Here is a 12,644-nt window from a genome sequence, read left to right on the forward strand (position 1 = left end):
ATTAGTGGTTACGCCTGCGGCAAGCATCCACCGATAAGATGCAGAAATCACAATAGACGCCGAATACGTTTTCGGCAGTGTAACGCCCGGTATAAGCCGGGCGTTTTTCTTTTTCCCAGGCTTGTCTCTGGTATAATAGAAATTAGAAAAATTTGTCTGATTACAGAAAAATAAGGGGAGATTTGATGAAAAAATGGATGATCCTGCTCGTCCTCCTGACCACGGCCGCGCTTTCTGCCTGCAGCAGTCAGCCGGAGCCGCGGGACACGTTTTCCGCGTACATGGACGCATGGGAAAAGAAAGAGTATGAAACGATGTACAGCTATTTAAGTGAATCTTCGAAAGAATCCATCACGAAAGAGGATTTTGTCAGCCGGTATGAAGATATTTATGAAGGGATCGGCGCGGAGGAGATATCGATTACATACGATCTTCCCGAAGAGGAAGAAAGCTATGATCAAGAGGATCCACCTGCCTATGAATATACGGCTTCTGTAGATTCAAGAGCCGGTGCGATTGAATTCAGTCATCAGGCGGGACTTGTCTATGAGGAAAATGAGGAGGAAGGTCGCTGGGCGGTGGAATGGATGCCGGATCTTATTTTCCCTCAGATGGTGGAAGGCGATACAGTGAGAGTCACCCGGCTGGATTCCGAACGCGGAGAGATTTTCGACCGCGACGGGCAGGGGCTGGCTGTCAAAGGTCCGGTGAAGGAAGTTGGTATTGTACCAGGGAAGATGGAAGAGGAAGAAGCCTTGAAGGAAGGACTTGCAGATATTCTCAAGCTTACGGTTGAACAAATCGATCAGAAACTGGAGCAGTCCTGGGTGAAGGATGATGTGTTCGTGCCGCTTGCGATGATTCCGGAAGATGATGAGGAGAGGCTGACGGCCCTTGAAGATCTGCCAGCTGGCTACATGATCAACGATGGGAAAGAAGCACGTGTTTATCCTTTAGGGGAAGCGGCCGCGCATTTGACCGGCTATATGGGGAGTATCACGGCTGAAGAGCTGGAAGAGCGCGAAGGAGAAGGCTACAGTACGAACGATAACATTGGGAAATCTGGGTTAGAGCTTGTCATGGAGGACCAGCTTCGGGGCGAACCGGGCTGGCGTGTGTATATTGCCGATGAGGAAAATGAAACGAAAGAAGTGCTCGCAGAACAAGAAGCGAAGGACGGGGAAGACGTCACGCTGACCATTTCATCGGATGTCCAGACGGAAGTATATGAACAATTGAAAGACGAATCCGGAACTGCGGCTGCGATTCATCCTGAGACCGGAAGTGTGGAGGCCCTTGTCAGTACTCCTTCCTACAACCCGACAGCCCTTTCTTTAGGTCTTGGAGGGGAAGAAGTGACCTTGAACAAGTTTTCAAGAACGTATTCGCCGGGGTCGACGTTTAAACCGATCACTGCAGCAGTTGGATTGGAAACAGGAACGATCAACCCGGAAGAGGAGCTGGCGATATCCGGGGAAACGTATGAGGCAGATGCCGGCTATTCTGTTACCCGTGTACCCGGGGCAGCAGCGGACAGTCAGGTGAATCTCCGCGATGCACTCGTGCGGTCGGATAACATTTACTTCGCCCGCCAGATCGTGGATATCGGCGGAGATTCTTTCCTGGAGGATGCAGCAGGATTTGGTTTTGGTGAGGATCTGCCGTTTTCCTATCCGATAGAAGCTTCCCAGTTGATGAACGAAGATACATTTGAAAGTGAATCTCTGCTTGCGGCGACCGCCTATGGGCAGGGGCAGGTGCAGATGAGCGCTGTCCACCTGGCTGCTGCCTACACGCCGTTCATTACTGATGGGACACTGATCAAACCGCAGCTTCTGCTGAATGAGGAAGAACCTCAGGCCTGGAAAGAAGACGTCGTCAGCGCGGAAACGGCTGCTTTGATCCGTGATGATTTGACAGCGGTCGTCCAGAATGAAAACGGGACCGCCTATGAGCCGGTTGTGGAAGGAATCTCCCTCGCAGGGAAAACAGGGTCAGCGGAATTAAAGAAATCCCAGGATGAAGAGGGACCTGTGAATGGATGGTTTGTGGCCTGGGATACCGAGGATCAGGGTCTGCTTGTGGCGATGATGATGGAAGATACAGAAGAAGGCAGTCACGATGTGGTGCCTAAAGTGAAAAATGTCTTCGGGAATTTGAAATAGAAAATACACTTCCGGCAGAAATGGTGTGTAGAATCCCGTTCCGCTTATCGGTGGCTGCCGCAGGCGTCACCATCGGACACTTTACGCCCCCTGACTTAACGATGGGTTGAAAAAAAGGGACGATCTTCTGCTGAACAGAAGATCGTCCCTTCCTATAACAAGCGGAAAACCACGTCTGACCGGCAGACGTGGTTTATTTTGTTCCTGTTGGATCGGAAGGCATAGATTCTGTACCTTCTTCATTGACTGTCGTTACATAATAGGAGTAATCGGATGCTTCGGAATCCGTATAGGATTTCCGTTCATGCTTGGAGATGCTGGCGACCTTTTCGAATGTTTCCCCGTCCTGGCTGCGGTAGACGCGGTATCCTGCCACATAATCCTCACGTACGGCATGCCAGGTAATCATCGTCCCCTGGATCTGCACGTTGGAAGGGGGCTGAATATCCTCCTGATTCTGCGTCGGTTCCTTCAGTTTTGAATACACGACGAGACGGTCCGCGTGACCTCCGATACTGCTGAGAAATTCACCTGTACAGGTGATAAGGTTGAGACGTTTTTCATCGGAAGATCCGAAAATCGTTTCAATGGGGGAATCATCCATCGGATAACTTTCGAGTTTTTCGACTACATAGGTCTTTTCTTCCCCGTTTTCATCGGAGACGGTAATCTCGTCTCCTTTTTCAAGTTGATCCAAATCATAAAAAACAGCAGGACCTGTCCGGCTGTCCACGTGGCCTGCGATAACAGAGTTCCCTGTACTGCCGGGCTCCGTCCCCGGTTCAAACCATCCGGCTTTCTGCGGGTCCTCCGGTACACCCATCTGTCCATTATCCAGAATCCCGACCGATTCTACAGCGGCTTCTACATCAATGGCAGGGATGGAGATGGTGGCAGGGGTGATCCCTGTTTCTTCCTGCTTTTGGTTTTTCACAACGTCAGCGGACCGCATATTTCCGTTTTTATTAATCACTGTAAATTCGCCGTCCAAAATCTCTTCTTTTTGATCCTCCGGCACATCCGTCTCTTGATAGGACGCCTGTGTAGCATTTTCAATTCGGACAACCTCCGAATCGTCCTTCCAGAAAGTGAACGCATTGAATTCATAGGCGACCATAACGAGCGCTGTCAGGCCTAGTATTGTGAAGTACATTTTCCAATCGAGCTTCATGGACTGTCACCTCTCTATCATAAGGAAGGAAGAAGAGCAGAGGCTCTTCTTCCATGGTAAGCATTACTGCTTGGCTTTGCGGATGGAAATGAAACCGGCAGAAGCTGCAGCGATAACTCCGAAGGCGATCCACATCCATGTGTTCATTCCTTGATCGCTCGCTCCACCAAAGCCTGTCTTAGGCATTTCTTCCGGCATAACTTCTCCACCGAATTGATCCGGCATTTGTGTCACGACAGCACTGCTCAATGTTTCGCCAATTCCGAACATGAAGGCATATCCTTCACGGAAAGAGTCGTAAGTGGCTGTATAGTCTTCATTCACGTAGTGATCGAAGGTCTGAAGGACATCTTCCTCGTGAGTCCAGACCGCTTCAACAGCATCCTCCTGTGGAAGGTTTCCTTCAGTAGCTGTACCAAGGAAGGCACCGAAGTCCTCAGAGAAGGCCATCAGGCTTTGTTCAGCCATTTTCCTTGCTTCTTCATCTTCTTCAAGAGCTGCTGTAATCACATCAGACTGGGCGTTGATATGATCCTGCTGCCATACTTTTTCAAACTGGGCAGCACCCTCTTCACCATAAATAGATCCGATAGCAGCTTTGAAATCAGCGGTGTGCTGGTTCTCAGCCCAAGTTACGAAATCGTAGTCTTCCGCCTGGTCAAAGCCTTTCTGCATTTCAAGAACGGCTAAAGCGAAGTGTTCAGAAGCAAGAGCATTCATGTTGGAACGCAGATCTGCTGCTGGTGTATCCGCTTTTGTTCCATTAAAGGAATCCGGCATCTGCGTTACAATGGCAGAAGAAAGGGCCTTACTAATGTCGAACATACGGTTGAAACCTTCACGGAAAGCCGTATAGGATTTCTGATACTCTTCGTTTACATAGTGGTCAAAAACGTTCAGAACATCTTGTTCGTGCGCTTTCAGGACTTCTTTGGCTGTGTCTTTGGAAAGATTTCCTTCGGTTACAGATGCAAGGAACGTACTGAATTCTTCCGTGAATTCTTCAACTTCCTCTTCTGCCATCTTACGGGCTTCTGGATCATCATTTTTCGCTGCTTCTACAAATCCATCGGAATAATCGTTATGTCCGCGGAAAATTTCTTCAAACTGCGCAGCTGCTTCATCTCCGTAAATAGAAGCGATCGCCGGGGTCATATCCTGTGCGTTCTGATCAAGTTTGTTCCATACTTCATCAGCATCTGGTGCGTCTTCATACGATTTCATCATAAACGTTGTAGCAAGGACAAAGTGCTCGGACAATAATTGATCAAGCGTCGATCTTAGATCGGCCGCCTCCGTCTGTGCTGATTTGTGGTGATCGGCCATGGCGACGGATGGGACAAGGAGCATCAAAGCCATTAATGTGATCAGGATTCTTTTCATTTGTTTCATGGTACACTCTCCTTCTTTTTTATTTTCTTACACAGCTAACGAAGCGGTGATGAAATTGGATCACAATTTCATTAAAAAAATAAAAACAGTATGGATGAAGCTCAGTGTAGAGGGAGTGAGAAATCGAGATTTTCAAGGGAATAGAAATTCCTTTAGAGGATAATGAACGTTGAATATAGGGCTTCGTTATAGTTTTCCGTGGTACATGGCAGGGAGAGCTTCTGAAGGAATAAAAAAAGCCTGCAGACCATTCATCTGCAAGCAGAAGGATCTTCCCCATATGGGGAAGATCCTTTTTGTTTAGACAGCAATATCTTTTTCAACGGCTTCCTTATCATTGAAGCGTTCGGTATTCAGCTTTTTCAGGACGCGTGAAGTCAAGGTGCCTGATGTCATAGAACCGTTGACATTAAGTGCCGTCCGGCCCATGTCAATCAGGGGCTCTACGGAAATAAGCAGTCCCGCAAGTGCGACAGGCAGGTTCATGGAAGAAAGAACAATCAAGGCAGCAAAGGTCGCTCCGCCTCCGACACCTGCAACACCAAAGGAGCTGATGGCGACAATCAGCACAAGCTGCACGAGGAATCCTGGGCTGAGCGGGTCGATTCCGACAGACGGGGCAATCATCACGGCCAGCATCGCTGGATAGATGCCGGCACAGCCGTTCTGGCCGATTGTTGCACCAAAGGAAGCTGACATGTTCGCAACCCCTTCATCTACGCCAAGGCTGTTTTTCTGGGCTGATATATTCAGTGGAATCGTTCCGGCACTGGATCTGGAAGTGAAGGCAAAGGTGAGAACCGGCAGCACTTTTTTCAAGTACGTGAACGGGTTCAAACCAAATACACTGATCAGAACCAGATGGATGATGAACATGACAGCAAGGGCGGCATAGGAGGCGAGGACGAATTTACCAAGCTCCAAAATGCCGGCGATATTGGTCTGGGCGACTGTAGTTGCCATCAAACCGAGAATACCAATAGGTGTCAGACGAAGAACGAGCGTGACGATCCGCATGACGACCGCATAAAAAGCATTGACGATGTTGATGAATGTTTCTGCATGCTCCGGCTGTTTGCGGCGTACGCCAAGAACAGCGATACCGATAATCGCAGAGAAAATGACCACGGCAATGGTGGATGTAGCACGATCCCCTGTCATATCAAGGAAAGGGTTGGCCGGGATGAATTCGAGAATTTTTTCCGGTGTGGACAAGTCCTGGACTTCTGTGAGCGTTTCTTCCAAGTATATTCCACGGTCCGACTCGGCCTGGCCGGCTTCAATCTCACTGGCATTCAGGTCGAATACGAAGGAGCTGCCAATACCGACGAGAGCGGCGATGGCTGTTGTGCCGACTAATATTCCGATGATCCAGAGCGAAATCCTTCCGAGTTCCGATGTTTTCTCAAGGTTGATGATGGACTGGATGATCGAAACCATGATCAACGGAATGACAATCATCATCAGCAGCCGCACGTAGCCGCGTCCGGCAATGTTATACCAGTCTGTTGTCTGGGAGGTGACGGCAGAGTCCGCGCCGAATACGGTCTGCAGATAAACCCCAAGCAGCACCCCGAGACCAAGACCGGTGAACACGCGCTTACTGAAGGAGACGTGTTTCTGCTGCATACGAATTAATACGAATATAAGAGCTGAAATAAGGACAATGTTCAAAAGAACAAGCAATGTTTCCATAAAAAAAGACCTCCTTTAATGGTTTATCCTATAAAACTGATAAAATTACTAAGGATTATAAAATATCCAATTTTCCACTTAAAGTCAATAGTTTTTCCATAACTTTCTATATCTTATTTTATGAGCAGGACAAATGAGCTAAGAACAGCGGAGTTGACATTTTTAGATGAAGACGGTATATTTATCTTGAAACTGAGATATTTTTAATGGATAAATATAGATGGAGGAATGGACATGAACGAACTGAAAGGGATTCACCATGTCACCGCAATTACGAGCAGTGCGGAAAAAAACTATGAATTCTTCACTTATGTGCTTGGGATGCGCCTTGTCAAAAAGACCGTCAACCAGGATGATATTGAAACGTACCACTTGTTCTTTGCAGATGACCGGGGAAACCCCGGCACAGATATGACATTCTTTGATTTTCCGGGTATTCCGAAAGGGGCTCACGGGACGAATGAAATTTCCACGACGTCGTTCCGTGTTCCAAATGACGAGGCTTTGGACTACTGGGTCAAACGCTTTGACCGTCTGGATGTGAAGCACCAGGGGATTAAGGAGCGGTTTGGGAACAAGGTTCTGCCGTTCGTCGACTTCGATGATCAGTCGTATGAATTGATTTCGGATGAAAAAGACGAAGGGGTGGCTGACGGTATTCCATGGCAGAACGGACCTGTACCGAACGAGTATGCCATTACTGGATTAGGGCCTTTGTATGTCCGCGTAGATAAGGCGGATTACTTCAAGGACGTGCTGCAAAAAGTGATGCATTTCCGTCAAACAGCAGAAGAAGGAGCCTTTACGAGATTCGAAGTCGGGGAAGGTGGTAACGGATCGGCAGTGATTGTCGAATACAACGCTGTCCTTCCAGATGCGCGCCAGGGCTTCGGAACGGTCCACCATGCGGCTTTCCGTGTCCATGACCGTGAAGCTCTCCAGGAATGGATCGATCATCTCCCAACGTTCGGGTTCCGCACGTCCGGTTTCGTGGACCGCCACTATTTCGGGTCTCTTTATGCGAAGGTAGCACCGCAGATTTTGTTCGAGTTTGCGACCGACGGGCCCGGTTTTATGGGAGACGAGCCGTATGAAACCCTGGGTGAAATGCTGTCCCTCCCGCCAAAGCTGTTGCCGAAGCGTGAGGAGATCGAAAACTACGTCCGCCCGATTGATACCGTCAGAAGCACGAAGACGATTGAAAAAGAATATGAATGAATCACGAACCCCGGATAGATGCTTTCCGGGGTCTTTTTTTCAGCATACGAATCGAAGAGGGCACATACGTATGTTTTATTCGCAGGTCTTGCAGGAGGTCAACGAAATGAAAAGCGGAAGTCGTAAGTGGCTGTATCTTCCGATTGAAACGAAAGTGAGAGAACTGGATGCCAAGTTACTGCTTGCATTTCATGCCATAAGTCAGGGATATCATGTCGTGATTGGAGAGCACTGGATGGTCGAGCAGGCAGCAGAAAAGCTGCCACTTGGTATTTTCCTGGCCAAGGGTTATTCGAAAGGGTACGGCAGAAGAGTAGTGGAAAACGTAGGGAGATATCATCATAAGATTGTAGAATTGGATGAAGAGGGGTTTTTCATTCCCGATGCTCCGAAATACATCAGCCGGCGGATGAGGAAGGAGCATATTCGCCGCCTTGCCCATGTGTGCTGCTGGGGGGAGCATCAAAAAAACATCCTGACAAAAGCTTATCCCCATATGGAAAAGAGCTGTACCATTACCGGAAATCCCAGATTCGACCTGCTGAATGACACCTATAAAGAGCTGTACGCCTCCGATGTAGAAGACATTCAGGCGGATTTCGGCTCTTATATCCTCATCAATACCCGGTTTACGTTTTATAATCCGATCGGCGGGGTGAGAGAAAACGTCCATCTGCCGGAAATGGAGAAGATAAAAAGGCTCTGCCATGCTTTTATCCACCTCGCTCAGACGTTGAGCCGGGCCTGTCCCGGAAAAAACATCATCTTCCGTCCCCATCCCGGAGAGAGCCTCGACGTTTATAAGGAAGCGTTTAAAGGATTCCATAACATCCACATCCACCGGGAGCGCAGTGTGATTCACTGGATTCTCGGGGCAGAGGCTGTCATTCATAACGGCTGTACGACCGGAATTGAAGGGGTTGTGCTGAGAAAACCGGTCATTGCCTACCAGCCTGTGATTCACTCCTCCGGTATGATGGACTTTCCCGACAGGCTGAGCATCCACGCGTTCACAGAGAACGAAGTCGTTAACATCCTGCGGCACGCTGAAAAGCCTGAACTTCCTGATGGGTTCTTTCATTATTATAGTCATCCAGCCCTCCCATCTGCCTGCACAGCCATTCTGAAAGTGTTGAACAACCAACACGTGTCCCCTGCCCCTGTCCCCTCTTTGAAAAGGCTGCGTTTCGTTAAAGACCGGCGGGAAAAAATGAAGCGGTTATTTCCATCCTTAACGACAGAAGAAATCGTACGCTTTTACTCCGGTCTGAACAAGATTACCAATAAAAACCTCTCTTATCATATCCACCCTTTAGCAGATCGGTTATATCTGCTTGAGGGCCTGTAACCAGGGACCGGGACGAGAGCCGGTTCCTGGCTGGGTTTCTATCTATTATTTTCACCTTTCTATAAAAATAGCATATACATAAGCATGATCAGGTAGAAAGATATGAGGGAAGGAGAAAGAGAGTGTTTTACAAAGATAAGGGCATTCTGGTAATTGGTGGGACGGGCACAATTGGAAAGCGGATTGTGACGACCCTTTTGAATGAATCCCCGAAATATATCAAGGTGTTGAGCCGTGATGAATATAAGCAGTATCAATTGGAAAAAGAACTGAAGTCCGATCCGCGGGTGCAGTTTATTCTAGGAGACATCCGTCATTACGAAACGGTCTATGATGCTATGGAAAACGTAGATTATGTGTTTCACCTGGCAGCCATGAAGCATGTGCCTTTCTGTGAAAACAATCCATATGAAGCGGTACTTACCAATATAGCAGGAACGCGCCACGTGGTGCGGGCAGCGAAGGCCCGAGGTGTCAAAAAGGTTGTGTTCACGAGTACAGATAAAGCGATTTCCCCGACGAATACGTATGGAGCTTCCAAGCTGATTGCTGAACGACTCCTTTTATCATCCGGACAAGACAAATCTAAGGAAGGTACGATCTTCGCCAGTGTACGTTTCGGAAATGTCATGGGATCCAGAGGGTCTGTCATTCCTCTGTTTGTTAAGCAGATGGTAGAGAAGAAGCGGATTACCGTGACGGATGATCGGATGTCACGGTTCATGATGACCATTGAAGAAGCCGCTTCCTTAACGATCCGTTCGCTGACCAGAGCGCAGGGGGGAGAAATTTTCGTCCTGAAAATGCCGGTCATTTCCCTGCAGGACCTCATTGAAGTGGTCAGGGAAGAAGTGTGTCTTGCCTATGGCTTGGACCCACATGAAATCACAGTTCAGGAGATAGGGTTGAGAGTCGGAGAAAAAATGTACGAAGAGCTGATGACCTTTGAAGAATCGACGACAGCCTGGGAATTCGAAGATATGTACGTCATCCCAGGAGATAAACAGGTCTCCTATCCGGATGCTGTCAGAACTCAAGTGGGGACATACAGCTCAAGCGATCAGAAACCAGTCTCCAAAGAAGAACTGCGCCGGCTTGTGCAGAAGCAGAATTTAATCTAAGGAAGGAAAGCAGCCATGGATATGATTGAACAAAAATACTGGTCCGTGTATCTGGACTTTCTGGATGATTTTCAATCCCTCTATTATAAAGAGCACAGCATCCCCTATCTTTGTTACTACAGAGGGTTGATCCAGGGCAATAAAGGACTGATGGAAATCTACCAGCAGAAGGGGTGGGTTTCTTTTGTTCGTAACCATGTGACGGATGTACGAGTTGTTCAGCAGCGTTTTGATGGGTATAAGGCGCGGTTTCAAAAGAATAAAATACGGGGGGAGAAAAAGAAGCTTGTGTTGTATGACGGTTACGGGCTTCTCAGGCTTCCATCTTCCACTTTATTGAGGCTGAATCGGACCTTTGAAACGCTGTACATCGTCGATCGGGAACACAGCCAGAAGAAAGGGGAGAAAAAGCCGAAGGTCAAGTCGCTGGATGAAACGGTGTTAGTGAAGAGACCGGCCAGTATGAAAAAAACAGCAGCGAGCGTCCTTCCTCCTCGTTACTTTGACGAATATAAGGTGAATGTCCATAAAGAAGTGCTGCGTCTTCAAAAAGAAGCGAAAGCGATCCTTGCCCGTAAGAAAGCGGCCGGCCACCCGGTGTACGCGGTTCCTTACTTTGAAAAAACATTGATGAAGCAGATTGACCAGGTCGTTCATCGAGTAGAACAGATCGGGGCTTTGCTGCAGCGGGAAGGGATAGGATGTGTCATCGTTCCGTATTCGCAGTATATGGAGTCACGGATCTTTTCCATCTTAGGAGCTGTTCATAATGTTCCTGTAGCTGCCCTGCAGCACGGCATCATTTCCGATGCATTCGGTTATCTTCCATGCGTCACCGATTATAAGCTTGTCTTTGGACATTATGAGAAGCATTGGTTCCTGTCCCGCGGGGTTCCGGATAAGAGGATCTTGGTGATGGGACATCCGCGGTTTGATGAAGTGTACAAGGCGGTTCAGACCAACGCAGCCAGAATCAAACAGCATATAGGGCTTCCCATTCATAAGAAAAACCTTCTCATTGTTGTACGAAGCAACTATCAAATGAAAAAATGGGAGTCGTTTTTGAGATCCCTTACCCTGTCAGATTCAGTCAATCTTATTATTAAGGATTTCCCAGACCACACGCCCCATTACTTAACAAAAAAATTCCCTTCCACCTTCCATTCCAAAAACCAGCCGTTAAGTGATTTGATCCAGCTGTCTGATGCGGTCGTCAGTTACCATTCAACCGCCGGGCTTGAAGGCTTGATGGCCGGAAAACCGGTATTTATCCTGAATAACAACTTTTATGGATACAGCGGATATTTTGATTCATTGGGACGTTTGAAGCAGGATGACCCTGTCCGGCTGGCGGGTTTGGTCAATGCTTTTCTTAAAAACGGCGGGGTTTCCGCGCACGATGAGTCCTTGATGCAGTCATTCAAACAACGCACCTATCCGCTCGGGAACGGGGCGGAAGGTCGGCTTTTATCCTTTATCACAGGGCTTATAAAGAAATGAAGTCCTGTGATTTTTTCATACATAGCGGCATCTAGAAATATATGTATATAGGAATGCCGTTTTTTAAGGAGGAGGGAGCTTTCTGAACGTACTTGTTACAGGTGGAGCAGGGTTTATCGGACGATGGGTCGTGAAGAAGTTACTGGAAGACCAGCACAATGTCTGGGTGATTGATAATTTGTCGAACGGAGACGTCGGAAATATAGAGGAGTTCCTTTCGCACAAACGTTTCAAAGCTTTTTATCATGACGATATACGCAAAGAAGATGTGATCGAACAGGTCATGAATGACTCTGTGGATATCTGCTACCATCTAGCGGCAAGTATCAATGTCCAGGACAGCATTGATGATCCGCAGACAACATTCTATAACGATACGGTTGCGGCCTTTCATTTACTGGAAAGCTGCAGAAAGCACAAGGTAAGATTTGTATTCATGAGCACGTGTATGGTGTATGATCAAGCATCCAACCCTCAAGGGATTACCGAAAAGGACCCGGTAAAACCAGCTTCTCCCTATGCCGGTTCGAAAATTGCTGCAGAAAACATGGTGTTGTCCTACTTTCATGCCTACCAGATGCCTGTCACGATCGTACGCCCTTTCAACACGTACGGTCCTTTTCAAAAGACAGGAGGAGAAGGTGGTGTGGTTCCTATTTTCATAAAGAAAAAGCTGAACAAAGATCCTATTGAGATTTATGGAAACGGGGAGCAGACCCGTGATCTTTTATACGCGGAAGACTGTGCGCGCTTCGTTGTGGAGGCGGGTCTCCATAAAGAGGCCTTTGGGGAAATTTTGAATGCGGGTCTGGGGCGCGATGTGTCGATCAATCAGCTGGCTGAGCTGATTGCAGACGGCCGGACGTCGATTACCCACATCGAACACATTCACCCACAAAGTGAGATTTCCAAGCTGTTGTGCGATTTTTCCAAAGCCAAAGAGATCCTCGGCTGGGAGCCTGAAGTAGGTTTAGAGGAGGGAATCCGCCGGACAGAGGAATGGATCAAATCCAACCGTATGTAAAGGAGCTGGG

At 48.0% G+C, this 12,644-nt stretch carries 9 protein-coding genes; 6 read left to right on the forward strand and 3 right to left on the reverse strand.

Annotated elements, in window-relative coordinates:
* Positions 1–185 precede the first annotated feature (185 nt).
* Positions 186–2,165 carry a penicillin-binding transpeptidase domain-containing protein gene (locus H615_RS0113750; protein ID WP_027955692.1) on the forward strand — a complete coding sequence of 660 codons (1,980 nt, stop codon included), beginning with the start codon at positions 186–188 and terminating at the stop codon, positions 2,163–2,165.
* Between the two features lie 193 nt (positions 2,166–2,358).
* On the opposite strand, the gene H615_RS21385 is transcribed toward H615_RS0113750, so the two are convergent.
* The 3 genes from H615_RS21385 to H615_RS0113765 all read right to left on the reverse strand — a co-directional run bounded on the left by H615_RS21385 (position 2,359) and on the right by H615_RS0113765 (position 6,423).
* Positions 2,359–3,336, reverse strand: a complete 978-nt coding sequence (locus H615_RS21385; protein ID WP_051254713.1) for a class F sortase — start codon at positions 3,334–3,336, stop codon at positions 2,359–2,361.
* Between the two features lie 63 nt (positions 3,337–3,399).
* Complete coding sequence (locus tag H615_RS0113760; protein ID WP_027955693.1) at positions 3,400–4,728, reverse strand: hypothetical protein; 1,329 nt, start codon at positions 4,726–4,728, stop codon at positions 3,400–3,402.
* Between the two features lie 300 nt (positions 4,729–5,028).
* Complete coding sequence (locus H615_RS0113765) at positions 5,029–6,423, reverse strand: L-cystine transporter (RefSeq protein WP_027955694.1); 1,395 nt, start codon at positions 6,421–6,423, stop codon at positions 5,029–5,031.
* Positions 6,424–6,657: 234 nt separating this feature from the next.
* Here H615_RS0113765 and H615_RS0113770 point away from each other — a divergent pair, with 234 nt between their 5' ends.
* The 5 genes from H615_RS0113770 (at position 6,658) to H615_RS0113790 (ending at position 12,634) form a co-directional block, all read left to right on the forward strand.
* Entirely contained in the window at positions 6,658–7,641 is a 984-nt protein-coding gene (locus H615_RS0113770; RefSeq protein ID WP_035532242.1) for a ring-cleaving dioxygenase, read from the forward strand.
* A gap of 106 nt (positions 7,642–7,747) precedes the next feature.
* Positions 7,748–8,989, forward strand: a complete 1,242-nt coding sequence (locus tag H615_RS0113775) for a surface carbohydrate biosynthesis protein (RefSeq protein WP_027955696.1) — start codon at positions 7,748–7,750, stop codon at positions 8,987–8,989.
* A gap of 122 nt (positions 8,990–9,111) precedes the next feature.
* Positions 9,112–10,110, forward strand: coding sequence for an SDR family NAD(P)-dependent oxidoreductase (locus H615_RS0113780; protein WP_027955697.1), 999 nt, complete (start codon positions 9,112–9,114; stop codon positions 10,108–10,110).
* A 21-nt stretch (positions 10,111–10,131) separates the two neighbouring features.
* Positions 10,132–11,610, forward strand: a complete 1,479-nt coding sequence (locus H615_RS0113785) for a hypothetical protein (protein ID WP_156896491.1) — start codon at positions 10,132–10,134, stop codon at positions 11,608–11,610.
* An 82-nt stretch (positions 11,611–11,692) separates the two neighbouring features.
* Complete coding sequence (locus H615_RS0113790) at positions 11,693–12,634, forward strand: dTDP-glucose 4,6-dehydratase (RefSeq protein ID WP_027955699.1); 942 nt, start codon at positions 11,693–11,695, stop codon at positions 12,632–12,634.
* Positions 12,635–12,644 lie beyond the last annotated feature (10 nt).

The sequence above is a fragment of the Halobacillus kuroshimensis DSM 18393 genome (assembly GCF_000425705.1).
In the GTDB taxonomy this organism is placed as follows: domain Bacteria; phylum Bacillota; class Bacilli; order Bacillales; family Halobacillaceae; genus Halobacillus; species Halobacillus kuroshimensis.

Coding starts and splice junctions, on each gene's coding strand:
- H615_RS0113750 (WP_027955692.1), top strand. CDS start 186: ATGAAAAAATGGATGATCCTGCTCGTCCTCCTGACCACGGCCGCGCTT.
- H615_RS21385 (WP_051254713.1), bottom strand. CDS start 3,336: ATGAAGCTCGATTGGAAAATGTACTTCACAATACTAGGCCTGACAGCG.
- H615_RS0113760 (WP_027955693.1), bottom strand. CDS start 4,728: ATGAAACAAATGAAAAGAATCCTGATCACATTAATGGCTTTGATGCTC.
- H615_RS0113765 (WP_027955694.1), bottom strand. CDS start 6,423: ATGGAAACATTGCTTGTTCTTTTGAACATTGTCCTTATTTCAGCTCTT.
- H615_RS0113770 (WP_035532242.1), top strand. CDS start 6,658: ATGAACGAACTGAAAGGGATTCACCATGTCACCGCAATTACGAGCAGT.
- H615_RS0113775 (WP_027955696.1), top strand. CDS start 7,748: ATGAAAAGCGGAAGTCGTAAGTGGCTGTATCTTCCGATTGAAACGAAA.
- H615_RS0113785 (WP_156896491.1), top strand. CDS start 10,132: ATGATTGAACAAAAATACTGGTCCGTGTATCTGGACTTTCTGGATGAT.